The 24168-nt window shown below is 65.1% G+C and carries 23 protein-coding genes and 1 riboswitch; of the genes, 11 read left to right on the top strand and 12 right to left on the bottom strand.

Annotated elements, in window-relative coordinates:
• Window positions 1-43 precede the first annotated feature (43 nt).
• Window positions 44-712: a trimeric intracellular cation channel family protein gene (locus tag ACE3OV_RS15760; protein WP_374328423.1), complete on the bottom strand. Its 669-nt coding sequence runs from the start codon at window positions 710-712 to the stop codon at window positions 44-46.
• Window positions 713-868: 156 nt separating this feature from the next.
• Window positions 869-963, bottom strand: a riboswitch (glycine riboswitch).
• Between the two features lie 147 nt (window positions 964-1110).
• On the opposite strand from ACE3OV_RS15760, the gene ACE3OV_RS15755 reads away from it, so the two are divergent.
• From ACE3OV_RS15755 to ACE3OV_RS15740, 4 genes are all read left to right on the top strand, one after another.
• Window positions 1111-1362 (top strand): type II toxin-antitoxin system Phd/YefM family antitoxin, encoded by a 252-nt coding sequence (locus ACE3OV_RS15755; RefSeq protein ID WP_374328422.1) that lies wholly within the window; start codon window positions 1111-1113, stop codon window positions 1360-1362.
• A gap of 34 nt (window positions 1363-1396) precedes the next feature.
• Entirely contained in the window at window positions 1397-1822 is a 426-nt protein-coding gene (locus tag ACE3OV_RS15750) for a putative toxin-antitoxin system toxin component, PIN family (RefSeq protein ID WP_374328421.1), read from the top strand.
• Window positions 1823-1931: 109 nt separating this feature from the next.
• Complete coding sequence (locus ACE3OV_RS15745; RefSeq protein ID WP_374328420.1) at window positions 1932-2270, top strand: helix-turn-helix domain-containing protein; 339 nt, start codon at window positions 1932-1934, stop codon at window positions 2268-2270.
• Window positions 2271-2441: 171 nt separating this feature from the next.
• Window positions 2442-3413: a hypothetical protein gene (locus tag ACE3OV_RS15740; RefSeq protein WP_374328419.1), complete on the top strand. Its 972-nt coding sequence runs from the start codon at window positions 2442-2444 to the stop codon at window positions 3411-3413.
• Between the two features lie 124 nt (window positions 3414-3537).
• Here the strand turns inward: ACE3OV_RS15740 and ACE3OV_RS15735 are convergent, their stop codons facing one another.
• From ACE3OV_RS15735 to ACE3OV_RS15715, 5 genes are all read right to left on the bottom strand, one after another.
• A complete protein-coding gene (locus ACE3OV_RS15735; protein WP_374328418.1) occupies window positions 3538-5748 on the bottom strand; it encodes an OsmC domain/YcaO domain-containing protein in 2211 nt (736 codons plus the stop codon).
• An 84-nt stretch (window positions 5749-5832) separates the two neighbouring features.
• Window positions 5833-7266 carry a DNA polymerase Y family protein gene (locus ACE3OV_RS15730; protein ID WP_374328417.1) on the bottom strand — a complete coding sequence of 478 codons (1434 nt, stop codon included), beginning with the start codon at window positions 7264-7266 and terminating at the stop codon, window positions 5833-5835.
• A complete protein-coding gene (gene imuA / locus ACE3OV_RS15725; protein WP_374328416.1) occupies window positions 7199-7912 on the bottom strand; it encodes a translesion DNA synthesis-associated protein ImuA in 714 nt (237 codons plus the stop codon). Before imuA ends, ACE3OV_RS15730 begins: the two co-directional genes overlap by 68 nt.
• Window positions 7909-8514, bottom strand: a complete 606-nt coding sequence (gene lexA / locus ACE3OV_RS15720) for a transcriptional repressor LexA (protein ID WP_374328414.1) — start codon at window positions 8512-8514, stop codon at window positions 7909-7911. The genes imuA and lexA overlap by 4 nt, the downstream gene beginning before the upstream one ends.
• A 71-nt stretch (window positions 8515-8585) precedes the next feature.
• Entirely contained in the window at window positions 8586-9902 is a 1317-nt protein-coding gene (locus tag ACE3OV_RS15715) for a methyl-accepting chemotaxis protein (protein WP_374328413.1), read from the bottom strand.
• Between the two features lie 99 nt (window positions 9903-10001).
• Here ACE3OV_RS15715 and ACE3OV_RS15710 point away from each other — a divergent pair, with 99 nt between their 5' ends.
• Window positions 10002-10307 (top strand): hypothetical protein, encoded by a 306-nt coding sequence (locus ACE3OV_RS15710; protein ID WP_374328412.1) that lies wholly within the window; start codon window positions 10002-10004, stop codon window positions 10305-10307.
• On the opposite strand, the gene dgt is transcribed toward ACE3OV_RS15710, so the two are convergent.
• Entirely contained in the window at window positions 10308-11657 is a 1350-nt protein-coding gene (gene dgt / locus ACE3OV_RS15705) for a dGTP triphosphohydrolase (protein WP_374328411.1), read from the bottom strand.
• A 33-nt stretch (window positions 11658-11690) separates the two neighbouring features.
• Window positions 11691-12095, bottom strand: coding sequence for an acyl-CoA thioesterase (locus tag ACE3OV_RS15700; RefSeq protein WP_374328410.1), 405 nt, complete (start codon window positions 12093-12095; stop codon window positions 11691-11693).
• 87 nt (window positions 12096-12182) lie between these two features.
• Here ACE3OV_RS15700 and ACE3OV_RS15695 point away from each other — a divergent pair, with 87 nt between their 5' ends.
• The 3 genes from ACE3OV_RS15695 to ACE3OV_RS15685 all read left to right on the top strand — a co-directional run bounded on the left by ACE3OV_RS15695 (window position 12183) and on the right by ACE3OV_RS15685 (window position 16458).
• On the top strand, window positions 12183-13826 hold the full coding sequence (locus tag ACE3OV_RS15695; protein WP_374328409.1) for an electron transfer flavoprotein-ubiquinone oxidoreductase: 1644 nt from the start codon (window positions 12183-12185) through the stop codon (window positions 13824-13826).
• A 65-nt stretch (window positions 13827-13891) separates the two neighbouring features.
• Window positions 13892-14689, top strand: coding sequence for an enoyl-ACP reductase FabI (fabI, locus tag ACE3OV_RS15690; protein WP_374328408.1), 798 nt, complete (start codon window positions 13892-13894; stop codon window positions 14687-14689).
• A gap of 80 nt (window positions 14690-14769) precedes the next feature.
• The gene (locus tag ACE3OV_RS15685) at window positions 14770-16458 is read left to right on the top strand and encodes a SulP family inorganic anion transporter (protein ID WP_374328407.1); all 1689 of its coding nucleotides are present in this window, start codon (window positions 14770-14772) and stop codon (window positions 16456-16458) included.
• A 55-nt stretch (window positions 16459-16513) separates the two neighbouring features.
• On the opposite strand, the gene ACE3OV_RS15680 is transcribed toward ACE3OV_RS15685, so the two are convergent.
• Both ACE3OV_RS15680 and ACE3OV_RS15675 read right to left on the bottom strand, forming a co-directional pair.
• The gene (locus ACE3OV_RS15680; RefSeq protein ID WP_374328406.1) at window positions 16514-18391 is read right to left on the bottom strand and encodes a SurA N-terminal domain-containing protein; all 1878 of its coding nucleotides are present in this window, start codon (window positions 18389-18391) and stop codon (window positions 16514-16516) included.
• Between the two features lie 77 nt (window positions 18392-18468).
• Window positions 18469-19917, bottom strand: coding sequence for a PLP-dependent aminotransferase family protein (locus ACE3OV_RS15675; protein WP_374328405.1), 1449 nt, complete (start codon window positions 19915-19917; stop codon window positions 18469-18471).
• Between the two features lie 145 nt (window positions 19918-20062).
• Between ACE3OV_RS15675 and ACE3OV_RS15670 the strand changes: the two genes are divergently transcribed.
• Window positions 20063-20392 (top strand): DUF2917 domain-containing protein, encoded by a 330-nt coding sequence (locus tag ACE3OV_RS15670; RefSeq protein WP_374328404.1) that lies wholly within the window; start codon window positions 20063-20065, stop codon window positions 20390-20392.
• 171 nt (window positions 20393-20563) lie between these two features.
• Here ACE3OV_RS15670 and ACE3OV_RS15665 read toward each other — a convergent pair whose 3' ends face one another.
• On the bottom strand, window positions 20564-21172 hold the full coding sequence (locus tag ACE3OV_RS15665) for a YitT family protein (RefSeq protein ID WP_374328403.1): 609 nt from the start codon (window positions 21170-21172) through the stop codon (window positions 20564-20566).
• Window positions 21173-21177: 5 nt separating this feature from the next.
• Window positions 21178-22506 (bottom strand): malonyl-CoA decarboxylase, encoded by a 1329-nt coding sequence (locus ACE3OV_RS15660; RefSeq protein ID WP_374328402.1) that lies wholly within the window; start codon window positions 22504-22506, stop codon window positions 21178-21180.
• Between the two features lie 169 nt (window positions 22507-22675).
• Here ACE3OV_RS15660 and ACE3OV_RS15655 point away from each other — a divergent pair, with 169 nt between their 5' ends.
• Both ACE3OV_RS15655 and ACE3OV_RS15650 read left to right on the top strand, forming a co-directional pair.
• Window positions 22676-23137: a PaaI family thioesterase gene (locus ACE3OV_RS15655; protein ID WP_374328401.1), complete on the top strand. Its 462-nt coding sequence runs from the start codon at window positions 22676-22678 to the stop codon at window positions 23135-23137.
• A gap of 89 nt (window positions 23138-23226) precedes the next feature.
• Complete coding sequence (locus ACE3OV_RS15650; protein WP_374328400.1) at window positions 23227-24168, top strand: YcjF family protein; 942 nt, start codon at window positions 23227-23229, stop codon at window positions 24166-24168.

Here is a 24168-nt window from a genome sequence, read left to right as displayed (position 1 = left end):
AATAACTGTATTTCCATACAGTCATTTTAGCCCAGCCTGCGTTTCAGTCCCAGCGCTGCTGATAGGAAAAAGTCGGCAGCTTCCAGGCGAAGCGCAGCGCCAGCATGCGGAAGGCGAAACCGGCGCCGAAGCAGACCAGCGTGATCAGGTCGCTGTCCCAGCCGAGCCCGCGCAAGATCAGGAAGAGCACGCAGACGAAGAGCGAGACGCTGGCGTAAAGCTCGCGGCAGAAGACCACCGGCACCTGGTTGCACAGCACATCGCGCAGCACGCCGCCGGAAATCCCGGTGAGCATGCCGGCCATGATCACGACCACCACCGGGTAATCGAGTTGCAGCGCGACGTTGCAGCCGATCAGCGAGAAGGCGACCAGGCCGAGCGCGTCGAGCATCAGGAAGAGGCGCTTCATGTGGTGCATGAAGCGGGCGATCAGCGTCGTCGCCAGCCCAGAGAGGATGACCAGGTAGACGTATTCGGGATGCTGGGTCCAGCCGATCGGGTAATGGCCGAGCACGACATCGCGGATCGTGCCGCCACCGAGCGCGGTGACGAAGGCGATGACGGCGACGCCGAAGAAATCCATGTCGCGGCGGCCGGCGGCGAGCGCGCCGGACATCGCCTCGGCAGCGATGGCGACCAGGTAGACGACCAGCAAGAGGTCGAACTGCTTGCTGGCGAGCGGTTGAAAAACGAGGGCGAGACTGTCGAACATCAGGAGGCTTTCGTCAAAAAAGCGGAAACCCCCAACGGGTGTTTCCGCAACGCCTCTCCCCCTGTCCTTTTACCTGAGAGTTTCGGCTCCTCGGAGCCTGCCCCTTCGGTGAATTGCCAAGCGCCGAGACGCTCGCAACTACTCTCCAGCCGGCGAATCATGTCTGCAGTTCGGCATGCCTGAGCGATTATGGGAGTTTGCGCCTTCGGCGGAGCCTGGCGAACCAGCGCTCTCTCTCCTGCAGAGGGGCAGGATTATCGGCAGCGCCGGGGGCGCCTGTCAATCGGCTGGTGGCCTGCCAAGCGCTGACACAGTACGCCGCCTGAATCAGTCGGTTTGACCGAATCGAACGATTTGACTACATTAAGGCTGTCATAGCAGCACCGTGAGGACTGAGCATGCAAACCTATACCGCCAATGAAGCCAAGACCCGTTTTGGCGAGTTTCTCGACCGTGTGCAGCGCGAGCCGGTGCGGGTGATGCGCCATGACCGGGTGGTGGGCGTCATGGTGAGCGCCGAGGATTACGAGGCGATGCGTGCCTTCTATGCGGATCGTCTGCTGAAAACCATGGACGAAACTGCCGCAGGCGCAGAGCGTGCCGGGTTGACCCCGGAAAAGCTGGCCGAACTGCTCGCCGACGAGAGCTGAACGGAGCATGCGTCCGGCTTCTGCGGGTTGCGCGGTGGTCATCGATACCAATGTCTGGATCAGCGGTTTGCTCTCCGCCAGCGGTGCGCCCGCGCAGTTGACGCGGCAGGCGGTGCGAAACGGCTGGCTGGTGTTTTCGGCCGAGACCTTTACCGAACTCAGGGAGCGCTTATGGCGGCCAAAATTTGACCGCTACATCACGCTCGAACAGCGCAAGCGCTTCCTGCTCGATCTTGAATCCATTGCTTGCTGGGTTGATGTGCCGCCAACGATTGCCGGCCAGCCACTGTGCCGCGACCCGGCGGATGACAAATTCCTCCATCTGGCGCTCGCGGCCGACGCCAACTGGCTGATCACCGGCGATCAGGATTTGCTGGTCCTGGCTGGCAGCGCCGCAGCGCAGGGGGTACGCATCCTCTCACCAGCCGAAGCCTTACGTCTCGCTCCGTTTTCCGTCTGACCCGAGCACGAACAAAACCGAAACGCGCCTGCAATTTCAACGCCTTGCTGTATCTCGTGTTCGTACAATATATTGATGATTAGCCTCATCAATAAACACTTTATTGATCATGCCTCGCGCCAGTCACAGCCTAATCACGCTCCCGGACGAAGCCCTGCACGCCCTCGGCCAGCTCGGCTTGCGCCTGCGCGCCTGGCGGCTGGCGCAGAACCTGACCATCGAGCAGATGACCGAACGCCTGCTCTGCTCGCCGACCACCTACCGCGCCCTCGAAGCCGGCAAACCCACCGTCAGCCTCGGCCTGCTCGCCCATGCGCTATGGCTGTCCGGCAAAACGGCCGAACTGGACGGGCTGTTTCCGCTGGAAATCGGCATGCTGGAGAACAAACGCAAGCAGCGGGCGCGCCCGGCGATGAAGGGAATCCGCGATGACGAACGGGATTTCTGAATTGCTCGGAGGACAACATCCGCCTTCGGCCAGAAGCGGCCATTGAGTATTCCTTCCGATAGCGGACCTCCATGGCGGCGACGTCCCATTTTTTTGCACATCCGCGGATCGCATGAGCATAATCAGGGCGCCAGCATTCATGAACGGCCCATGCCGGTCTATTAAATCCTCATGTACGACACCCGCACACTAGGCCCTGTTACGCTCCAACTGTTTAAACAGATGAAGAGCCATGTTTCGATATCAGATTTCTGCGCGACCGCAGCAACGGTCGAGTTCGCAGCGAATGAAGGCTTGCTTGAGAACAATCTGATTCTTTTTAAGTTATCCTTTCCTGGCTTCGAGTTAGAAGCCAGATGCCGTGAAGGCATGGTTTTTATCCGACGAAACGGTCAATATCAGCACAGCGAACAGATTCGCGGGCGTGATCGTCTTCACGTTGCCATTCAATGGGACGTGGAATCCATCGGCTGCGGGATTGCCCCATGGACCGGTGATTGGAGTGCGATGGACAGGCACATGCGAGCAGTACGCACTCCGTACACGGTTCCCCCCTTGGAACTTCATCGCTCACTCAGAGCACACAACCTTTTGGTTGGCACGACGTACAAGTCGGCAGATGACGTCTTCGCAACTGTCCTTGACTGCCTTCACCTTTGCGAGGAGGACATACGGAAATTTGGAGCAGAGCGTTTTGTATGGGGGAAACAAGGCATCGATGATCGACCGCTTGATGAGCCAGAAATCTCGCGCTTTGTCGCTTCATTCTTGGCTTCATATGGAGCGGCTAGGAATTTCGATGTGAGCTGTGAGCCAGTCTCCGGTAGTGGCAACGTAGACTTCTGGGTCGTTGCACCTGTGTCTAATGCAGGACTGGCTAAGGTTGCGATTGAAGCAAAGAAGGCTGACAGCCCGAATCTAGCTCACGGCCTCACGGTTCAACTCCCTGCCTACATGACTCGACTAAAGGCACAACACGGGATCTATCTTGTCTATTGGCTTAAGTCACCGACCTACCCCCGTCCGGGCAGCAATTCATATTCCAAATTGGAGATTGAGGTTCTTCATCCACTACGACGCGCACCGGGCATCAGATCCATCGGTATTGATCTTTCAAGAACTGCAAGTCCGAGCCGCGCATGAAAGCCCCTGTTTATTCCGACGGAATTCAATTGGCGGCCATTGAATTCAAACGCTGAGCGTCCGCTTTCCCTGTTCGCCCAGGTCCGTTTAGGGTCGGTAGCTGTCTTTTGCAGATTCTCAAGCCTCAATCCCCCAAGCTCACCCCAGCCGCCTTCGCCCGCGCCGCGTGCGCCTTGCGGTAGCTGTCAAGCAGCCGCTGGTGGCGGTCCTGGCCTTCCAGTTTCATGCTGGTCGGCGTCAGGCCGTGGAAGCGGATGCTGCCGTCCACTGAGCCAATGACCGCATCCATGCGCTCCTTGCCGAACATGCGGCGGAAGTTGGGCTCGTAGTCTTCCAGCTCCAGTTCGTCGTCGAGCAGCACCTCCAGCACCACGTTGACCGCCTGGTAGAACAGGCCGCGCTCGGCGGTGTTTTCGTTGTATTGCAGGTAGGCTTCGACCTGCTCCTTGGCCGCTTCGAAATCCTGCAGCGCGAGGTTGATCAGCAGCTTGAGTTCGAGGATGGTCAGCTGGCCCCAGTCGGTGTTCTCGTCGAATTCGACGCCGATCAGCGTGATGATGTCGGTGTAGTCGTCGAGTTCGCTCTCTTTCAGGCGCTCCAGCAGGGCTTCCAGTTGGGCGTCGTCGAGGCGGTGCAGGTTGAGGATGTCCTCGCGGAAGGCTAGCGCCTTGTTGGTGTTGTCCCAGATCAGGTCGTCGACCGGGTAGATTTCCGAGTAGCCGGGCACCAGGATGCGGCAGGCCTGGGCGCCGAGCTGGTCGTAGACCGCAACGTAAACTTCCTTGCCCATTTCTTCGAGAATGCCGAACAGCGTGGCGGCTTCGTCGGCGTTGGAATTCTCGCCCTGGCCGGAGAAATCCCATTCGACGAAGTCGTAATCGGCCTTGGCGCTGAAAAAGCGCCACGACACAACGCCGCTGGAGTCGATGAAGTGCTCGACGAAGTTGTTCGGCTCGGTAACGGCGTTGCTCTCGAAGGTCGGCCGCGGCAGGTCGTTGAGGCCTTCGAAGCTGCGCCCCTGCAGCAGTTCGGTGAGGCTGCGTTCGAGCGCCACTTCCAGGCTCGGATGGGCACCGAAGGAAGCGAAGACGCCGCCGGTGCGCGGGTTCATCAGGGTCACGCACATCACCGGGAACTGGCCGCCGAGCGAGGCATCCTTGACCAGCACCGGGAAGCCCTGATTTTCCAGTTCGGTAATGCCGGCGACGATGCCCGGATATTTGTCGAGCACCTCGGCCGGCACGTCGGGCAGCGCGATTTCGCCTTCGAGGATTTCGCGTTTGACCGCCCGCTCGAAGATTTCCGACAGGCACTGCACCTGCGCCTCGACCAGCGTGTTGCCGGCGCTCATGCCGTTACTGAGGAAGAGGTTGTCGATCAGGTTGGTCGGGAAATACACCGTCTCGCCGTCCGACTGGCGCACGTAAGGCAGCGTGCAGATGCCGCGCTCGGTGTTGCCGGAGTTGGTGTCGTAGAGGTGCGAGGCGCGCAGTTCGCCGTCCGGGTTGTAGATGTCCAGCGTGTAGTCGTCGAGCAGGCCCTTGGGCAGCGCATCCTTCTTGCCCAGCTTGAACCAGCGCTCGTTCGGGTAATGCACGAAGGGCGCGTTGGCGAATTCCTCGCCCCAGAACTGGTCGTTGTAGAAATGGTTGCAGCTCAGGCGCTCGATGTATTCGCCCAGGGCGGACGCCAGCGCGCTTTCCTTGGTCGCGCCCTTGCCGTTGGTAAAGCACATCGGCGAATGCGCGTCGCGGATGTGCAGCGACCAGACGTTGGGCACCAGGTTGCGCCACGAGGCGATCTCGATCTTGATGCCCAGCCCGGCGAGCAGGGCCGACATGTTGGCGATGGTCTGCTCCAGCGGCAGGTCCTTGCCGGCGATGAAGGTCTGCGTGCCCGCGTCCGGGTTGATGCTCAGCAGCGCCTGCGCATCGGCATCGAGATTCTCGACTTCCTCGATGATGAACTCGGGGCCGGTCTGCACCACCTTCTTGACCGTGCAGCGGTCGATCGAGCGCAGGATGCCGAGGCGGTCCTTCTCGGAAATGTCCGGCGGTAGCTCGACCTGGATCTTGAAAGTCTGCTTGTAGCGGTTTTCCGGATCGACGATGTTGTTCTGCGACAGGCGGATGTGCTCGGTCGGGATGTTGCGCGTGTCGCAGTAAAGCTTGACGAAGTAGGCCGCGCACAAGGCCGACGAAGCCAGGAAGTAATCGAACGGCCCCGGCGCCGAGCCGTCGCCCTTGTAGCGGATCGACTGATCGGCGATGACCGTGAAGTCGTCGAACTTGGCTTCCTGACGAAGCTTGTCGAGAAAATTGACCTTGATTTCCATGCGGGGAGTTCCAGAAATGGCGTGCAAAACGAATTGGCCGCCATTATCCGGGTTTCCCGCCGGCAGACGGGGAAAAAGCCCGGCTCAGGCAAACAGTCCGTGCAGATACCAGCCCTGCGCGTCGCGGAAGATCCAGGCCCAGCGGCCTTCGCCGTTGCGGGCGACGAAGTAGTCGCGGCGGATGTCGCCGGCCGCGCCGGGCTCGCCGCTGTCCCACCAGCCGCTTTCCAGACGCTCGCCGCGCGTGACGAGTTGCAGCGGGCCGTGCCAGTGCGGGCCGTCGGCGCGTTCGGTGAGCGGCTGCGGCACCGGCAGCAGCCAGAACGGGCGCGGCATGGCACCGCTTGCATCCGGTGCGGCCTTGGCCGCCAGGATGTCCGCCGGATCGGTGCTGCGCGTCGCGCATTCCGGGCGGTGGTCGGCGCGCACCGCCAGGCTGCGCACGGCGTCGTCGCCCAGGCGGGCACGCAGGCGTTCGAGGCAGGCGGCGGCGCCCTCGCCGCTCGCCGCCTGCTCGAACAGGCCGGCGCTGGCGCCGGGCCGGGCGACGACTTCGTCGGCATCCAGTTGCAGCGCCTCGACCGGCGCCGCCAGTTGCAGGCGGCCGAGGTGTTCACGCAGCAGGCGCATGAAGCGGCCCTCATCGGCGCAGGGCTCGCCGAAGCGCAGCGGCAGCGCGCTGGTCGATCCGTCGTCGTGGGTCAGATGCAGCGTGCACGCGCGCAACAGCGACTGGCGCACCTGCAGCCAGCCGGCCAGTGCGGAGAACAGGCGCTGCGCGGCGAAAGCCAGGCCTTCGGCGAAATCGACGCGCGACGGCAGCTCCAGGCCGGCGGCGAAGCGTTCGGGAAAGACAAAGGCGCGCTGCGGATCGGGCAGTTCGCCACGGGCGCGCAGCAGGTCGTCGACCGGGCCGTTGCCGATGCGCCGACGCAAGCCGGCGGGCGAGGTCAATTCGCCGAGACGGCGCAGACCGAAGGCTTCCAGACGGGCGACGACCTCGGCCGGCCAGCCGGGCACGGCACACGGCAAATCGGCCAGCGCCGCCTGCAGCGTGGCCAGGTTCTCGTAGCTGGCCGCCGCGTCGGCGCGCGCCAGCCAGCGGGCGCCGAGCGGCGTCGGTGCAACCGCCCAGGCGACGCTCCAGCCCTGCGCCCGGCAGCCGTCGAGTGCCGCCTCAACAATGGCGGCGACGCCGCCGAACAGCCGCCGGCAGGCGCCGATCTCCAGCAGCAGCGCATCCGGCGACGCCAGGCTGACGGTCGGCGTGAAGCGCCCGGCCCAGCAGGCGAGATCGGCGAGCGCCCGGGCTTCGCGCGCCGGGTCGCGCTCGTTGGCGCGCAGCCCGGGCAACAGGCCGAGCGCAGTCGACAATTTCTGGCCGGGCAGAATGCCGGCGGCGGCGGCGACCGGGTCGGCGGCCAGGACCCGGCCACGGGCCGTGACGACGCTAGGCGACTGCCGCGATGGCAGGGCTTCCAGCGTCAGCAGCGGAAAATGCAGGGCCAGCCACAACACGTGCTTTCCTTCCCGGTCGGGGGATGTCGATCTGCAACAGGCGCGACGCCGGCCGACCGCGCCGCTTCAGGATGCGCAGCGCCAGGCCAGCGCTCCCCGCCGCCAGCGAGAGCCGCAAGGGTGCCGGCGACGGCGTTGCGGCGTCCGCACTTGAACGCCACAACACCGCCAGAACCGTCTGCCCCTCGGCCGCCACCTGCAGGCGGCGCAGTGCCCGGGCGTCGATGCCGGCATCCGGCCAGGCGAGCAGTCCGGCAAAACCGCCGCATCTGAGCAACTGCTCGACGCACCAGGCAGCCTGTTTGCCCGGACGGATCACCAGCAGGCGCTCCGGCGCCACCCCGGCCGCCGCCCAGGCCGGTGCGTGCGGCAGCCAGGGCGGCGCAACCAGAGCCAGGCGACCGCCCTCACCCGACAGCCGGGCCAGTGCCGGCAGCAGCAGGCTGATTTCGCCGATGCCGCTGCGATCCACGAGAATTTCGGTGAGATTGCCGCGCGGCCAGCCGCCGCCCGGCAGTTCGGCGTCGAGTTCGGCGTAGCCGCTGGCGACGGTGCCCGCCGGCAGGCCGGGCAAGGCATCGCCGCGCCAGATGTCGCCGCGCGCCAGGACCGCCGCCAAATCTACCGGCGACGGCTGCGCGCTCATGACAGCTTGGCGACGGCTCCGCGGATCAGGCCGACGGCGACGCCCTCGATGGCGAATTCGACTTCGCCGGGGTTGATGACAATGGGTTCGAAATCCGGATTTTCGGCGATCAGGCGGATCTGGTTCTTGCCGCGCTCCAGGCGCTTGACGGTGACTTCCTCGTCGATGCGGGCGACGACGATCTCGCCGTCGCGGGCCTGGTTGGTCTTGTGCACCGCCAGCAGGTCGCCGTCGAAGATGCCGGCATCGATCATCGACAGGCCGCGCACCTTCAACAGGAAATCGGCGCGCGGGTTGAACAGGCCGGCGTCGAAGTTGTAGCGCCCCTGCACGTTCTCGACGGCGAGGATGGGCGAGCCGGCGGCGACGCTGCCGATCAGCGGCAGACCGAGCTGTTCGACGAGACGGATACCACGCGCCGAGCCGGGTTCGAGGTTGATTGCGCCCTTCTTGGCCAGCGCCTTGAGATGGTCCTCGGCGGCGTTCGGCGAGGCGAAACCGAAGGCGGTGGCGATTTCGGCGCGGGTCGGCGGCGCCCCGAGGACTTCGACGGTGTTGCGGATGAAGTCGAGGATTTCCTGCTGACGCGGGGTGAGTTTCATGGCGGGGCTCCGGCAATTTCCGATGACTGTATTTTTGTACAGTTATCAGAAATTGGCAAGCCCGACGTCGATCAATCCTGGATCGTGCTCGAAAAAGCCTGGACAACATCGACCACCCGGGTCGCCCCGTCGCGCATCTGCTTGATCGCCGCGCCGGCGCTGTTGGCCAGTTCGACGCCGGCACGCACTTCGGCCAGGCCGTTATTCATGCTCGCCGTCACCGAACCGGTTTCCTTCTGGATGGTCTGGATCATGGCGGCGATTTCGCCGGTCGATTTACCGGTCCGCTCGGCCAGCTTGCGCACCTCGTCGGCCACCACCGCGAAACCGCGCCCCGATTCGCCGGCGCGCGCCGCCTCAATCGCCGCGTTGAGCGCCAGCAGGTTGGTCTGGTCGGCAATCTCGCGGATGGTGCCGACGATCGACGAGATGCGGGCCGTCTGTTCGCCAAGCACGGCGACCAGCGCCGCCGATTCGTCGACGATACCGGCGATGTGCTGCATCTTGTCCACGGTGTCGAGGATGATGCCCTCGCCCGACTGGGAAATTTCCCGCGTTTCCAGCGCCACCTTGTAGGCGGTTTCGGCGCCTTCGCGCTCGGCCATGTGGCGGCGGATTCGCTCACTGATGTCGGTGGCGAACTTGACCACCTTGACGACCTGGCCGTCCGGCCCGAACACCGGGTTGTAGCTGGCTTCCAGCCAGACTTCGCGGCGCTGACGGTCGAGCCGCAGGTACTGCCCGGAACAGAATTCGCCGCGCCCCAGGCGAGCCCAGAACTGCGCGTACTCCGGCCCGCGCACGAAATCTTCCGGACAAAAAATGCGGTGATGCTGACCGGCCAGTTCGCGGGTCGAATAGCCCATGGCCCGGCAGAAATTGTCGTTGGCGCGCAGGATGCGGCCGTCGGTGGCGAATTCGATGACCGCCATCGAGCGCTCGATGGCGTCGACCATGGCGCGCTGACTGGCGGCCTCGATCACCTGCGGCGTGACGTCGGTGGCGAACTTGACCACCTTGACCACCCGACCATCCGCCCCAAGGACCGGGTTGTAGGTAGCTTCCAGCCAGACATCCCGGCCGTCGCGCTGACGGCGGTGCACGGGGCCGCGGAAGAACTCGCCGCGCCGCAGCGAGGCCCAGAAGCTGTCGTATTCCGGCGAGCCGGCATAGACCGGGTCGCAGAAGCGGCGGTGATGCTGGCCCTTGAGTTCGGACAGCGTGTAGCCCAGGGTCCGGCAGAAATTGTCGTTGGCGTCGATCACCGTGCCGTCGGGCATCAGTTCGACGATCGCCATCGAGCGCTGGAGCGCCGCGTGCAGGGCGTGACAATCGGCCAATGCCGCTTCGAGTTCGCCGATCTGCTGCCGATACTTGTTGCCGAACATTCCATCTCCCTGTCTGCTTGAAGGCGCCGATGCTACCAAAACCCGCCCGGACGCGACACGCCTTGCTAATATCCGGCGCTCCGCGCTACAGGATCCAGCATGAAACTCCAGCATCTCGCCATCGGCGATCGCTTCGAATACGAGGGCAAAATCTTCGTCAAGACCGGCCCACTCACCGCCTCGTCGGATCAGGGCGGGCAGCAGATCATTCCCCGCTACGCGGTGCTCAAGCCGCTCGACCAGGTGCAGCCGGAAAGCCGGGCCGGCGGCCGCGACCGCCTGAACAAGGCGGCGGTGCTGGCGGCCTTCGACCGTTTCTACCGGACCAGCGAACGCCTCTGCGACCCGGCCGCGCAGGCCGAACTGGCCAGAGCGCGGAAGGAATTCCTCGCCATCTTCGAGTGATCAGGTCGGCAGGTCGAAACCCTTGAGCTTGCGGTACATGTCCACCGCGTAGGAGTCGGTCATCCCGGCGACGAAATCGGCCACCTGCAACAGGCGCACGTAAGGGTCGGCAGCGGGCTTGCCGCCGTGGCCGAGGAACTGCGGCGGCAGCAGGCGGAGCAGCATTTCCTCGCGCTTGGTCATGTGCAGTTCGGGCACCGCCGCCGCCTCGACGGCGTGGGTAAACAGCCCGAGCAGCGCGCCAAGCACCTCGAAACCGGCGGTTTCGATTTCCAGCGCCGGCCGCGCTGTGTAGATCGTCTCCTTGGCCACCTGCAGCACCGCCTGCAGCGGCACGCTGACCGGCGACTGTTCGAGCAGTTCCTCGTCGAAACTGCCGTCGAGGATGGCTGCCTCGTTTTCCAGAAAAACCGCCGCCGCGCCCTCCAGCAGGCGGCCGATGGCCTTGGCGCGCAGGTATTCGAGGCGCTCCTTCGGGTCGTGCAGGCGGTCGAGGCGGCTGCCGTTGATCGTCGAACCGGCGAGGTCGGCGAGCAGGCATTCGGCGTCCTTGTAGGGCACGAAGCCGAGGCGCGCCGCGTCTTCGAGATCGACGATCAGGTAACAGGTGTCGTCGGCGACCTCGACCAGGAAGGCCAGCGGATGGCGGCGCCAGGCCTGCCCCGGAATGCGCTCGACCAGCCCGGTCGACTGGGCGACGCGGGCGAAATTGTCGGCATCCTGCTGGAAGAAGCCGAATTTCTTGCCGCTCTTGCCGTCCAGCAAACCATCGACCGCGGAAGGCCGCGGGTACTTGGTGAAAGTCGCCAGCACCGCGCTGGTCAGTTGCAAGCCGCCAGGATTGGCCGGGCTCTGCAGGCGCGAGACGATGCGAAAGCCCTGCGCGTTGCCCTCGTACCTCTCGAAATCGGCGCGCTGGGCCGGCGTGAATTGATGGCGCTCGAACAAACCGGAATTGCGGAACCACTCGCGGATCGCGTCCTCGCCGGCATGACCGAAGGGCGGATTACCGATGTCGTGGGCCAGGCAGGCAGCGGCAACGATCGCCCCGAAATCGCCCGATTCGACATCGTGCAGGCCATGCCGGGCGATGATCTCGCGGCCGACGACGGCACCCAGCGAACGGCCGACGCAACTGACTTCCAGGCTGTGCGTCAGGCGGGTACGCACGTAATCGCTCTTGGACAACGGAAAGACCTGCGTCTTGTCCTTCATCCGGCGGAAAGCCGAGGTGAACACGATGCGGTCGTAATCCTGCTGAAAGGCGGTGCGCTCCGCCGTTCCCGGCGCCTTGCCAGCCCCCAGCCGTTCGCTGGAGAGGAGTCTTTCCCAGATTTTTCGCTTGCCCATGCCGATTCCGTCGCTATCCGATGGGCGCCGAGTTTACTCCGCTTCGAGCAAGGCCCGCACGTGATCCGGCAAGGGCACCGACTTGCCGGTCTGCGTGTTCATCCACACCACCTTGGCGGCGCCCTCGGCGTACAGCTCGCCGTCGATCAGCATGTCGACGTGCGTCTGGCAGCTCGAGCGGCCGATCGCGCCAACATAGGTGCGCACCTCGACGGTGCCCGGATAAGTCATCGGGCGCAGGAAAGTACACGCGGCATTGACGATCACCGGCCCGTCACCGCCCGGGCGGACCAGCACCTGCATGTCCTCGATCCACTCGACCCGCGCCTGCTCCATGTAGCGGAAATAGACCGTGTTGTTGACGTGCCCGTAGGCATCCATATCACCCCAGCGGATAGGCAGGCTTGTGGTGTGAATGAGCTTTTTGCGTTGGTTCATGAAACGATCGTTTTAAAATGGATTGAAGAAAGGCTTTCCATACTGTAGCGTATTGAAAACAAGCCAACAATAATCGAGGAGACAAGCATGGAACGCGAAGCCATGGAATACGACGTGGTCATCGTCGGCGGCGGCCCCGCCGGACTGGCCGCAGCCATCCGCCTGAAACAGCTGGCCGGCGAGAACGGCGAGGACTTCTCGGTCTGCCTGATCGAGAAAGGCGCCGAGATCGGCGCCCACATACTGTCCGGCGCGGTGATCGACCCGCGCGCCCTCGACGAGCTGCTGCCCGCCTGGCAGACGACCGGCGCGCCGCTCAACGCCCCGGTCAGCGAGGACCGCTTCCTGATCCTGTCGGAAACCGGCGCGACGCAGGTACCGAACGCCTTTCTCCCCGGCTGTTTCCATAACGAAGGCAATTACGTGATCTCGCTCGGCAACCTCTGCCGCTGGCTGGGCGAGCAGGCCGAAGCGCTCGGCGTCGAGATCTACCCCGGCTTTGCCGGCGCCGAAGTGTTGTTCGACGAGAACGGCGCGGTCAAGGGCGTCGCCACCGGCGACATGGGCCGCCTGCATGATGGTTCGGAAGGGCCGAATTTCCAGCCGGGAATGGAGTTGCACGGCAAATACAGCTTCTTCGCCGAAGGCTGCCGGGGTCATCTCGGCAAACAGTTGATCGCCCATTTCAAACTTGACCGCGACGCCGACCCGCAGACCTACGGCATCGGCCTCAAGGAACTCTGGGAAATCGACCCGGCCAGGCACCAGAGCGGCCTGGTCATCCACAGCGGCGGCTGGCCGATGCAGCCCGATACCTACGGCGGCGGCTTCCTCTACCACCTGGAGAACAACCAGGTCGCCGTCGGCTTCGTCGTCGGCCTCGGCTACCAGAATCCACACCTGTCGCCCTACGAGGAATTCCAGCGCTTCAAGACGCATCCGGCAATCCGCCCCTTCCTCGAAGGCGGCAAGCGCATCGCCTACGGCGCCCGGGCGCTGGTCGCCGGCGGCCTGCAATCCTTGCCGGAAACCGTCTTTCCTGGCGGCGTCCTGGTCGGCGACGACGCCGGCTTCCTCAATGCCGCCCGCATCAAGGGCTCGCACTGCGCGCTCAAGACCGGCGCGCTGGCCGCCGAAGCCTGTTTCGCGGCGCTCTGCGAAGGTCGCCAGCGCGACATCCTGGCTGCCTATCCGGAAAGCTTCCGGCAAAGCTGGTTGTACGACGAACTGCACCGCGCGCGCAACTTCAAACCATGGATGGCCAAGGGCCTGTGGCTCGGCTCGCTGATGTTCGGCATCGACCAGACCCTGCTGCGCGGCAAGGCGCCGTGGACGCTGCACCATGCGGCGCCCGACCACGCCAAGCTGAAACCGGGCGCCGACTGCCCGCCGATCAACTACCCGAAACCGGACGGCGTGATCACCTTCGACCGCCTGTCGTCGGTCTTCCTCTCATCGACCAACCACGAGGAAGACCAGCCCTGCCATCTGACGCTGAAAGATGCATCGGTACCGATCGCCGTCAACCTGGCGACCTACGATGCGCCGGAACAGCGCTACTGCCCGGCCGGCGTTTACGAGATCCTGCGCGACGAGGCCGGTACGCCGCATCTGCAGATCAACGCGCAGAACTGCGTGCATTGCAAGACCTGCGACATCAAGGACCCGACGCAGAACATCGTCTGGGTCGTGCCGCAAGGTGGCGAAGGGCCGACCTACCCGAACATGTAGGCGTTATAGCCGGGCTTTTATCGGTTTATAATCTCGCGGCTAAACCCCTTAGGGAGAATAAACACATGGGCTTTCTCGCCGACAAGAAGATTCTGATCACCGGGCTGCTGTCCAAGCATTCCATTGCCTACGGCATTGCCAAGGCCTGCCACCGCGAAGGCGCCCAACTGGCGTTCACCTACCAGACCGAACGCTTCGAAGACCGCATCAAGAAATTCGCTGCCGAATTCGGCAGCGACATCACGATTCCGCTCGACGTCACCAGCGACGAACAGATCGACAACGTCTTCGCCGAACTCGGCAAGCGCTGGGACGGCCTCGACGGCCTCGTCCATTCGATCGCCTACGCGCCGACCGAAGCCATCGAAGGCGACTTCCTCGACGGCATCTCGCGCGAGTCCTTCCGCATCGCCCACGAAATTTCCGCCTACAGCTACCCGGCGCTGGTCAAGGCCGCCCGGCCGATGATGCGCGGCCGCAAGAGTTCGGCGCTGGCGCTGACCTACCTCGGCGCCGAACGGACGATGCCCAACTACAACACGATGGGCGTCGCCAAGGCCAGCCTCGAAGCCGCCACCCGCTACCTCGCCTTCTGCCTCGGCCCCGAAGGCATCCGCGCCAACGCCATCTCGGCCGGCCCGATCAAGACGCTGGCGGCCTCCGGCATCGGCAACTTCGGCAAGCTGCTCGCTTACAACTCGCACAACGCCCCGCTGCGCCGCAACGTGACCATCGAGGAAGTCGGCAACGCCGCCGCCTTCATGCTCTCCGACCTGGCCAGCGGCGTCACCGGCGAAATCATGTACGTTGATGGCGGCATGAACACCGTCGCCCTGGGCAACGCCGACCCGCTGCCGGCCTGACCGGCCTTGCGGTCACCCCGCACACAACGCCGACCTGGCTCCGCCTGGTCGGCGTTTTTCATTGCTGCCAGGAGATGCTGATGCGCCTGCTGCCCCGCTGGGCCAGTCCCTACCCCCGACAACACCTGGCCAGCGACCTGCTGGCCGGCATCATCGTCACCATCCTGGTCATTCCGCAAAGCCTCGCTTACGCGCTGCTCGCCGGCCTGCCGCCGCAGGCCGGGCTGTACGTGGCGATCTTCCCGGTGATCGCCTACGCGCTGTTCGGCAGCAGCATGGTGCAGGCGGTCGGCCCGGTGGCGATCACCTCGATCATGACCTACTCGGTGCTGACGCCGATCGCCGCCCCCGGCTCGCCCGAATACATCGCGCTGGCGGCAACGCTGGCGCTCGCCTCGGGCCTGGTGCTGCTCGGCTGCGGCCTGCTGCGCCTCGGTTTCCTGGCCCGCTTGTTGAGCCGGCCGGTGATCGCCGGCTTCGTCTCCGGCTCGGCGGTGCTGATCGTCTTCAGCCAACTGAAATACCTGTTCAACGCCCACCCGGCGGCGAGCGACGCATTGACCGTGCTCAGTGCCCTGTTCACCGAAGGGCGCATCGACGTCAGCACCGCCATCGGCCTCACCGCCATCGCCGTGCTCGCCTTCGCCCGCACTAGCCTCGCCGGCCTGCTCGGCAAGGCCGGCATCAAGCCGGGCGCCGCCGCCTTCGTCGTCCGCCTGGTGCCGCTACTGGTCGTGCTGCTGGCGACGCTCGCCGTGGTCGGCTGGAATCTCGACCGGCAATATGGCGTCGCCGTCGTCGGCAGCATCGTCGAAGGCCTGCCGGCGCCGGTCTTCTTCCTGCCCGACGCCGGCGACCTGAAACGGCTGGCGGTGCCGATCGCCTTGATGGCGCTGATCGGCATGGTGCAGAACATTTCGATGGCGCAGGCGCTGGCCATCCGCCGCCGCGAGCGTATCGACGCCAACGCCGAACTGGTCGGCCTCGGCGCCGCCAACGTGGTCGCCGCCTTTCACGGCGGCATGCCGGTCGGCGGCGGCGTCTCGCGCTCGGCGGTCAATGTCGCGGCCGGCGCGCAGACGCCGCTGGCCGGCATCGTCGCCGCTTGCGCCATGCTCGTCGTGGTGATCGGCGCCGCCCCGCTGTTCACCCGCCTGCCGCTGGCCGTGCTGGCGGCCAGCATCATCGTCGCCGCGCTCAGCATGATCGACCTGCGCAGCCTGCGCCAGGCCTGGCATTACGACCGCGCCGACGGCATCGCCGCGCTCGGCACCGGCGCCGGCGTCTTCGTTCTCGGCCTCGAAGCCGGCATCGGCCTCGGCATCCTGCTCTCGCTCGCCACCCTGCTCTACCGCGCCAGCACGCCGCACATCGCGGTGCTCGGGCGGATTCCCGACAGCGAGCATTTCCGCAACGTCGAGCGGCACACCGTGCAGACCCTGCCCAACGCCCTCTTCCTGCGCACCGACGAAAGCCTCTTCTTCGGCAACCTGGACGCCGTCGAAGCCCGCCTGCTCGCCGAGATCGAGCGCAACAGCGGGCTGCGCGACGTGGTGCTGATCATGAGCGCGGTCAACCGCGTCGACGCGACGGCAATGGAAGTGCTGCACGACCTCGACCGCGAACTCGGCGCCCGCGGCATCCGTCTCAACTTCGCCGAGATCAAGGGACCGGTGCACGACCGCCTGCGCGACACCGCGCTGCTGCGGGAACTCTCCGGCCGGGTCTTCCTCTCGGTCAACGACGCCTACGAGGCGCTGCAGGCCTGAGCCCAAAGAAAAAGGCGGGTTTCCCCGCCTTTTTCTTGCTTCCTCGAAGGTTCGTTCAGCGCTCGCTGCTGTTCAGCGCCTTCTCGTTGATTTCCACCTTGTAGCGGCTGCGCAGCGCACTGACGTACATCTGCATGTCTTCCTGCGCCGCCAGCGAACGCAACTGGCCGAGCAGGCCCTGACGGCGGACGTCGTCGAGCTTCTCGCCGGCTTCGACCTTGTTCAGACGGTAGAGCATGTAGCCGGTGCCGCGGATTTCGACGCCGGCGTAAGACGGCAGCTTGTCGGTATTCATCCGGAACACCACCGGCACCGCCGGCGGCGGCAGGCGGCTGGAATCCATGCGCGAGACACGCTTGGCAGCACCCCAGGCCTGCTTGTCTTCACCCTTCTTCAGTTCGGCGAGGCGGGCCTGACCATCAGCCAGGGCGAGCTTGAAGGCTTCCTCATTGCGCAGCATGCTTGCAATCTCGGCCTTGACGCTGTCGAAGGGCTGCAGCGCCGCCGGCTTGTAGTCGACGATGCGCGCGGCGGCCAGGGTGTTGGGGGCAATCTCGACGGCTTCGGTATTGCGCTTGTTCTTGATCGCGTCGTCCGAGAACAGTGCCGCCAGCAGCTTGGGGTTGGCCAGCGGACCGTTCGCCGGATCGGCCTGACGACCGAGCCAGCCGCTCTGCTGGACCTTCAGCTTGAATTGGTCGGCTGCCGGCTGCAGGCTGTCGGATTGCTCATAGACCGCGTTGCTGAACGCTTCGGCAGCTTCGGCGAACTTGCGGCTGGCAGCGGAGGCTTTCAGTTCCTTCTCGATCTCGCCGCGCACTTCGGCGAGCGGCTTTTCGCGGGCGGCGCGGATGCTTGCCAGACGGATGATGTGGAAGCCGAAATCGGATTCGACGATGCCAGAGGTCTCGCCTTCCTTGAGTGCGAAAACGGCATCCTCGAAGGGCTTGACCATCATGCCGCGACCGAAGAAACCAAGGTCACCACCCTGGCCAGCGGAACCCGGATCGTCGGAATTCTTCTTCGCCAGCTCGGCGAAGGCGGCCGGCGTCGCCTGCACGTCCTTCAGCACCTGCTCGGCCTTGGCGCGGACCTGCGCCTTGTCCTTGCCTTCGGTGGCGATCAGGATGTGGCTGGCGCGGCGTTCCTCGGGCTGCTGGTAGCGGTCCTTGTGACCGTCGTACCAGGCCTTGATCTCGTCGTCGCCGACCTTGACCTCGAGGCCGTCCAGGGTCAGGACGACGAATTCGGCGCGGGCCTGGTCGGGCGTCTCGAAGCGCTTGCTGTTCTCGTCGTAATACTTGCGCACCGCATCATCGGCCAGCTGCACCTTGCCCTGATAGGCGTCGAGGCCGAGCAGGATTTCCTGGACCTCACGCTGCTCGGTCTGCAGGGCGAGGATGCGTTCGCCGACGGTGTTCGACAGCACGCCGGACTGACCGATGCTACCGGCCAGTCGTTGCAGCGTCATGTCCTGCCGGACCTGCGCTTCGAAGCCTTGCGGCGACATGCCCTGGGCACTGAGCAGGGCTTCGTAGCGCTGATTGGAGAACTTGCCGTTTTCGTGGAAGGCATCGATCGAGGCGATCGCGTTGCGCACCGCGTCGTCGCTGACGAAGAGGCGGCGCTTGCCGGCCTCGATCAGCAGCAGACGGCGGTTGACCAGGTCGTCGAGAATCGCCTTGCGGAATTCCGGGTTCTCGAACATCTTGGGATCGACCTGCCCCAGCTGGCTGCGCACGCGATCCTGCTGTTCGCGCAGCGCCTGCTGGAATTCCTGCTGGGAGATATGGACATCGCCGACCTTGGCGACATCGGCACCGACGCCGCCGCCATTGAAATACGAATCGAGGCCGAAGAAGGCAAAAGGCAGCATGATCAGCACCAGGAAGCCCTGGACGATCCTCTTGTTGTTGCGGACTGCGTCGAACATGAGCAGAAAATCCTTCGAGTACGTTCACTGCAGCGGCACGGCTGCCGCCGCAAAAGCGGCAATGATACCGTAGTTACTCAAGCCCTGCCCTCCTTCACCGCGCTTTCGCCGCCTCCGAAAATGCGCCCGAGGCGACGGATGGCATCGTCGATTTCCGGTGTATGCGGATTACCGCAGTTCAGGCGCAGACAGTTACGGTACATGCCGCTGGCCGAGAACAGTTCGCCCGGCACGTAGGACAGCCGCTCGCGCAAGGCCCGCCCGTGCAACTGGGTGGTGTCGATGCCCTCCGGCAGTTCGACCCACAGCACGTAGCCGGCCTGCGGCTGGGCAATCCGCGTGCTCGCCGGGAAATAGCGGGAAACCGCCGCCTGCATGCTCTCCACCTGGCGCCGGTAGGTCCGGCGCAGGCTGTGCAGATGCCGGTCGACGGCGCCCGATTCGAGGTATTCGGCGAGCACCATCTGCGTCAGCGGGTTGGTGCCGCCGCTGGTGATCGTCTTCTGCAGGGCCACCGCCGCCTTGTGCCGGCCGGCGGCGATGAAGCCGATGCGCAGCGACGGCGACAGGCACTTGGAAAACGACGCACAGAGCATGACGTTGCCGCTGTCGTCGAAAGCCTTGACCGGCCACGGCCGCTCGTCGCCGAAATGCAGGTCGCCGTAGATGTCGTCCTCGATCACCGGGATGCCGCGCGCCGCGGTGAGCGCCGCCAGGCGCCGCTTGCGCTCGTCGGGCATGACGCTGCCCAGCGGGTTGCTGCCGTTGGCGACGAGCAGGCAGGCGGCGACGCCGCCGTTGCGGGTGGCGAGTTCGAGCGCCTCGACCGACATCCCGGTGCGCGGGTCGCAGGGAATTTCCAGCGCCTTCAGACCGAGCGTCTCGAGCAGTTGCAGCATCAGGTAATAGGCCGGCGACTCGACGGCGACCGTGTCGCCCGGCCGGGTCACCGCGCGCAGGCAGAGGTTGAGCGCCTCGGTGCAGGAGTTGGTGATGACGAATTCCTCCGCCGCCAGCGGCCCGCCCCAGGCCAGCGAGCGGCGCACCAGTTGGCGGACCAGCGGCGGCAGGTCCATATGGACGTGGCTGCCGGTTTCGAGCAGCTGCGGATGGCGCCGCGCGACGCCAGCGTAAAGGCGATGCAGGGCGGCGATCGGCAGCAGCTCGTTGGCCGGCAGCGCGGCGGAGAGCGGCGCCACGCCGGGCTTGGCGCCGGCCTGCAGGACGTGCACCAGGCGCTGCGAGATATCGACCGGCATCGGCCCATCCGGCGTCGCCCGCGCTTCCGGTTCGCGCCGCGCCATCGCCGGCGGCCGCACGAAATACCCGGATTGCGGTCGGGCCTCGACCAGCCCGCGTTCCTCGAGCTGGCGCATGGCCTGCACCACGGTGGACACCGACAGCCGGCGCTCCTGCGACAGGCGGCGCACCGAAGGCAGGCGGTCGCCGTGCTTGAGGATGCCGTCGCCGATCATGCCGGCCAGCTCGCCAGCGAGTTTCTCGTAACGAAGGGGTTCTACGGCCATGGGACACCATTACAGTTGTCATTGAAAAACACCAGCACAGTTGCCGACACCCGGCACTGTGATGGTCACAATTTCGTTTCCGTGTGACTGTATCATTGATTCATCCGCCCCTAAACTGTGCCTGCATTCAGAAAGGAGATGCGAGATGAAGATCAAGTTTGGCGAAGGTGAGGTTTATTTGCGGGAACACTGCCCCCTGCGGCTGTCCGAGGCGCGCGGCATGGTCGTCCGCTGCACCAGCGGCGTGCTCTGGATGACGGTCACCGGCGAAGCCGGCGACATCGTGCTGGCCGCCGGCGAAAGCCACCGCGTGCGGGTGGCCGGTCGCGTCGTCATTGAAAGCATCGGCAGCGACGCCCGCGTTCGTTTCGAACCCGGCACCGGCGAGCGCATTGCCCGCGCCGCCGGCGCCATGATCAGCAGCATGCGCCGTCTGGCCGGCATGCATCGTGCCGCCAAACATCTGACCGCCTAGCAGCCTCTCGGACTTGATGGGTCGCAGCGAAAAAAGTGGGAGACGAGGGCAGTTTTTCACGGGTTTCAAGCGAATAGTCGTTCTATTCGCGCAGAAACACGGGGAAAAATGAACCGTCTTCCCGCTTTTTGCAGCCGACTTGGTCAAGTCCGACAGGCTGCTAGCGCCGGCTCAGGTTCCGAGGTAGCGGCCAGCCTTGTGGTTGGCCGCCAGCACCAGGTTGAGCGCCAGCGCGCCGACGATCGACAGCCCCACCGTCAGGGGATCGCGGATCACCAGACCGGCGAGCAGGATCGCCGCATCGGCCGCCATCTGCACCTTGCCCGCCGACCAGCCGCGACGCTGCTGCAGATACAGCGCGAGCACGCCGAGGCCGCCGAGGCTGGCCCGGTGGCGGACGATCATCAGCAGGCCGACGCCGATCAGGAAACCGCCCATCACCGCAGCGAACAGCCGATCGACCCAGGCTACCGAGACGACCAGCGGCAGCAGCGCGGTATACAGCGAAAGCAGACCGACACAGAAAAAGGTCTTGAGCGTGAACACCATGCCCATCGCCCGCCAGGCGAACAGGTAGAACGGCAGGTTGGCGACGAACAACACCCAGGCCATCGGCCAGCCGGACAGGTAATGGACCAGGAAGGCGACGCCGACCGTACCGCCGGTGAGCAAGCCGGCCTGCTGCAAGAGCATCACCGCGAAGGCGACGAACATCGGCGCCACCAGCAGCGCCTGGGCGTCCTCGAACAGGCTGTGGCGGGTCGGCGTTTCCGGCCGCATGCCGCTCAATCGGGGCGCGCCAGGCGGCGGATCGACGACGACATGGCAATTCGTCCGCTACCGGTGAAGGCTTCCAGGTTGCCCTCGATGTCGTCGAGTTCGTAGCGGTAATTGACCATCATCCCGAACGACTGGGCGAAGCCCTTGGGCGCCGTGTCGGCCAGGTAGTTCAGGCGCTCGATGCGGGCGCCGTTGCCGAGGTGGAAGCGCGATACCGGATCGTAGGGCGGCGCGTTGTCGCCGTCGCCGCGCTTGGCCGTCGCCAGGTAGCGGGCGGCCAGACGCTGCAGCGGATCGCGCAACTGGCGGGCGATTTCCTTGTCCTCGGCCCAGGCGCCGGCCGCCAGTTGTTCGAGGCTGAAATCGATGCCGACTTCGCCGAGCACCTGCGGGTTGTGCCGCAGCCAACTGGCCAGCGCCGGAATCGGCGACAGCGTGGCGAACTTGTCGAGCTTGGGAAAATCGCGCTTGAGGTCGTCGATGACGCGCTTGAGCAGGAAATTGCCGAAGGAAACGCCGCGCAGGCCGATCTGAGTGCTCGAAATCGAGTAGAAGATCGCCGTGTCGGCCTTGCGGTTGTCGAATACCGGCGCATGCACATCGAGCAGTTCCTGGACATTGCCGGCCAGGTGGTCGGTCAGCGCAACCTCGACGAAGATCAGCGGCTCGGCCGGCATGCGCGGATGGAAGAAGGCGTAGAGCCGGCGATCGGCGTCGAGGCGGTTCTTCAGGTCGTCCCAGGACTTGATCTCGTGCACCGCCTCGTACTCGATCAGCTTTTCGAGCAAGGCCGCCGGCGAGTTCCAGGTCAGGCGCTGCAATTCGAGGAAGCCGACGTCGAACCAGGCGTTGAAGCGCGACTCCAGTTCGCGGTCGAGTACCGCCAGCTCGCGGTCGTCGTGCAGGTAGCGCAGCAGGTCGGCGCGCAGGTCGACGAGAAACTTGACGCCCTGCGGGATCGCGTTGAACTGCGTCATGATGCGGATGCGCGACGAGCGCATCGCCGCACGCAACGCCGCTTCCGCCTTCCACTGGCCGGGCGTGCCGACCGCCGCCTGATAGGCGGTGTGGGCGGCGGCAACCTTCTCCGGCGTCGGGCCGAATTCGAGGGCGATCAATTTCAGGAACTGCTGGCGGCCGGCGTCGTCGAGGCCGAGATAGGTTTCCGCCAGTTTCGCCGCGCGCGTCCGCGCCGAAACCTCACCGCCCTGCCCGGCAGCGCATTCACCCAGTTGTGCGCGCAGGCGTTCGAGCCCTTTCGCGGTCAGCGAACTGCGACGCTGTCCGGGAACGATCAGCGAGCGCAAGCGCTCAACGATGCCGTCATTAGCCATGGTGCTTTCCTCCTTCCCGGCATTTTGCCCGAGAAGCCCCGCCCCGTCAGCGTTTACGAAGGAAGCACGGCTCTGGCGGAATTTGCATGCAAGCTGTCCGGCCATGCAATCGCCGGGAGCATGCCCGGGGACTATCATCGTTTCCTGATCAACACACCCGGAGAAACGCATGCTCGCCTTCCAGGATTACTACCCCGAAAACGTCGCCCACTGCTACGGCTGCGGCAAGCTCAACGAACACGGCCACCAGATCAAGACCTACTGGGACGGCGACGAAACCGTCACCCGCTACACGCCGCGCCCGGAACACACGGCGATTCCCGGTTTCGTCTATGGCGGCCTGCTCGCCTCGCTGATCGACTGCCACGGCACCGGCACCGCCGCCGCCGCGATGTACCGCCAGGAAAACCGGGCGATGGACAGCGAGCCGCCCTTCCGCTTCGTCACAGCGTCGCTGCACGTCGATTACCTGAAGCCGACGCCACTCGGGCCAGAGCTGGAAATCCGCGGCAAGGTCAAGGAAATCCGCGGCCGCAAGGTGATCGTCGAAGCTACCGTCTACGCCGACGGCGTCGCCACCGCGCGCGGCGAAATCGTCGCCGCCCAGATGCCGCCCAGCTTCGCCGCCTGAACCCCGGCAACAGATCGTTACAGACGGCTACTGTCCAAACCCCGGGGCCGTCGGCAAAATGCGTCGATCACCAACGACGAGACATCGCCATGACCCCGGAAAACGCCATCCTGACGATCAGCCTGTTCGCCGCCTTCGCCGACGGCAGCAACGATGACCGCGAACGCGAACACATCCGCCGCTTCGCCGAATCGATGGGCGACACCGCGCCCGAACTGCCGAAGCTCTACCAGGACGTGCTGTTCAAGCGGGTGACGCTGGACGGCGCCGTGCAGACGCTGGGCGAACTCGGCCAGCGCCAGTTCGCCTACGAGATGGCGGTCTGCGTCTGCGACGCCGACGGCGTGCAAACGGCCGCCGAACAGGCCTTCCTCGCCAACCTGAAAACCCGCCTCGGCCTTGACGGCAACGCCGAGGCCAGCGCCTTCGCCAGCCAGGCCGACACGCTGGCGGCCGCTGCTGCCGTGCCGCCGCCCGCCGCCGCGCCGGCAGCAACAACGGCAACGGTCAACGACGCCGAACTCGACAAATCCATCCTCAACTACTCGATCCTCAACGGCGCGCTCGAACTGCTGCCGCAATCCTGGGCCTCGGTGGCGATCATCCCGCTACAGGTGAAGATGGTTTACCGCATCGGCAAGGCCTACGGCGTCGAACTCGACCAGGGCCACATCAAGGAATTCCTCGCCACCGTCGGCGTCGGCCTGACCTCGCAGTACCTCGAACAGTTCGGCCGCAAGCTGCTCGGCGGCCTGCTTGGCAAGATGGCCGGCAAGACCGCGGGCAAAATCGGCCGCGCCGCCACCGGCATGGCCTTCTCGTTCGCCAGCACCTACGCCCTCGGCCAGGTCGCCAAGCGCTACTACGCGGGCGGCCGGCAGATGAGCACGCAATTGCTGCAGGAAAGCTTCCAGGGCCTGCTCGGCCCGGCCAAACAGCTGCAGAGCCAGTACCTGCCGCAGATCGAGCAGCGCGCCCAGACGCTCGACGCCGGCCAGGTGATGAACCTGGTGCGCGGCGGCAACCTCTGA

Source organism: Azonexus sp., assembly GCF_041909095.1.
Lineage (GTDB): Bacteria > Pseudomonadota > Gammaproteobacteria > Burkholderiales > Rhodocyclaceae > Azonexus.
This window is presented reverse-complemented; position numbering and strand designations above follow the sequence as displayed.

Coding starts and splice junctions, on each gene's coding strand:
- ACE3OV_RS15685 (WP_374328407.1), top strand. CDS start 14,770: ATGCGCCTGCTGCCCCGCTGGGCCAGTCCCTACCCCCGACAACACCTG.
- ACE3OV_RS15735 (WP_374328418.1), bottom strand. CDS start 5,748: ATGGAAATCAAGGTCAATTTTCTCGACAAGCTTCGTCAGGAAGCCAAG.
- ACE3OV_RS15745 (WP_374328420.1), top strand. CDS start 1,932: ATGCCTCGCGCCAGTCACAGCCTAATCACGCTCCCGGACGAAGCCCTG.
- ACE3OV_RS15760 (WP_374328423.1), bottom strand. CDS start 712: ATGTTCGACAGTCTCGCCCTCGTTTTTCAACCGCTCGCCAGCAAGCAG.
- ACE3OV_RS15655 (WP_374328401.1), top strand. CDS start 22,676: ATGCTCGCCTTCCAGGATTACTACCCCGAAAACGTCGCCCACTGCTAC.
- ACE3OV_RS15675 (WP_374328405.1), bottom strand. CDS start 19,917: ATGGCCGTAGAACCCCTTCGTTACGAGAAACTCGCTGGCGAGCTGGCC.
- dgt (WP_374328411.1), bottom strand. CDS start 11,657: ATGGGCAAGCGAAAAATCTGGGAAAGACTCCTCTCCAGCGAACGGCTG.
- lexA (WP_374328414.1), bottom strand. CDS start 8,514: ATGAAACTCACCCCGCGTCAGCAGGAAATCCTCGACTTCATCCGCAAC.
- ACE3OV_RS15695 (WP_374328409.1), top strand. CDS start 12,183: ATGGAACGCGAAGCCATGGAATACGACGTGGTCATCGTCGGCGGCGGC.
- ACE3OV_RS15650 (WP_374328400.1), top strand. CDS start 23,227: ATGACCCCGGAAAACGCCATCCTGACGATCAGCCTGTTCGCCGCCTTC.
- ACE3OV_RS15665 (WP_374328403.1), bottom strand. CDS start 21,172: ATGCGGCCGGAAACGCCGACCCGCCACAGCCTGTTCGAGGACGCCCAG.
- ACE3OV_RS15680 (WP_374328406.1), bottom strand. CDS start 18,391: ATGTTCGACGCAGTCCGCAACAACAAGAGGATCGTCCAGGGCTTCCTG.
- fabI (WP_374328408.1), top strand. CDS start 13,892: ATGGGCTTTCTCGCCGACAAGAAGATTCTGATCACCGGGCTGCTGTCC.
- ACE3OV_RS15670 (WP_374328404.1), top strand. CDS start 20,063: ATGAAGATCAAGTTTGGCGAAGGTGAGGTTTATTTGCGGGAACACTGC.
- ACE3OV_RS15715 (WP_374328413.1), bottom strand. CDS start 9,902: ATGTTCGGCAACAAGTATCGGCAGCAGATCGGCGAACTCGAAGCGGCA.
- ACE3OV_RS15755 (WP_374328422.1), top strand. CDS start 1,111: ATGCAAACCTATACCGCCAATGAAGCCAAGACCCGTTTTGGCGAGTTT.
- ACE3OV_RS15660 (WP_374328402.1), bottom strand. CDS start 22,506: ATGGCTAATGACGGCATCGTTGAGCGCTTGCGCTCGCTGATCGTTCCC.
- ACE3OV_RS15710 (WP_374328412.1), top strand. CDS start 10,002: ATGAAACTCCAGCATCTCGCCATCGGCGATCGCTTCGAATACGAGGGC.
- ACE3OV_RS15740 (WP_374328419.1), top strand. CDS start 2,442: ATGTACGACACCCGCACACTAGGCCCTGTTACGCTCCAACTGTTTAAA.
- ACE3OV_RS15700 (WP_374328410.1), bottom strand. CDS start 12,095: ATGAACCAACGCAAAAAGCTCATTCACACCACAAGCCTGCCTATCCGC.
- imuA (WP_374328416.1), bottom strand. CDS start 7,912: ATGAGCGCGCAGCCGTCGCCGGTAGATTTGGCGGCGGTCCTGGCGCGC.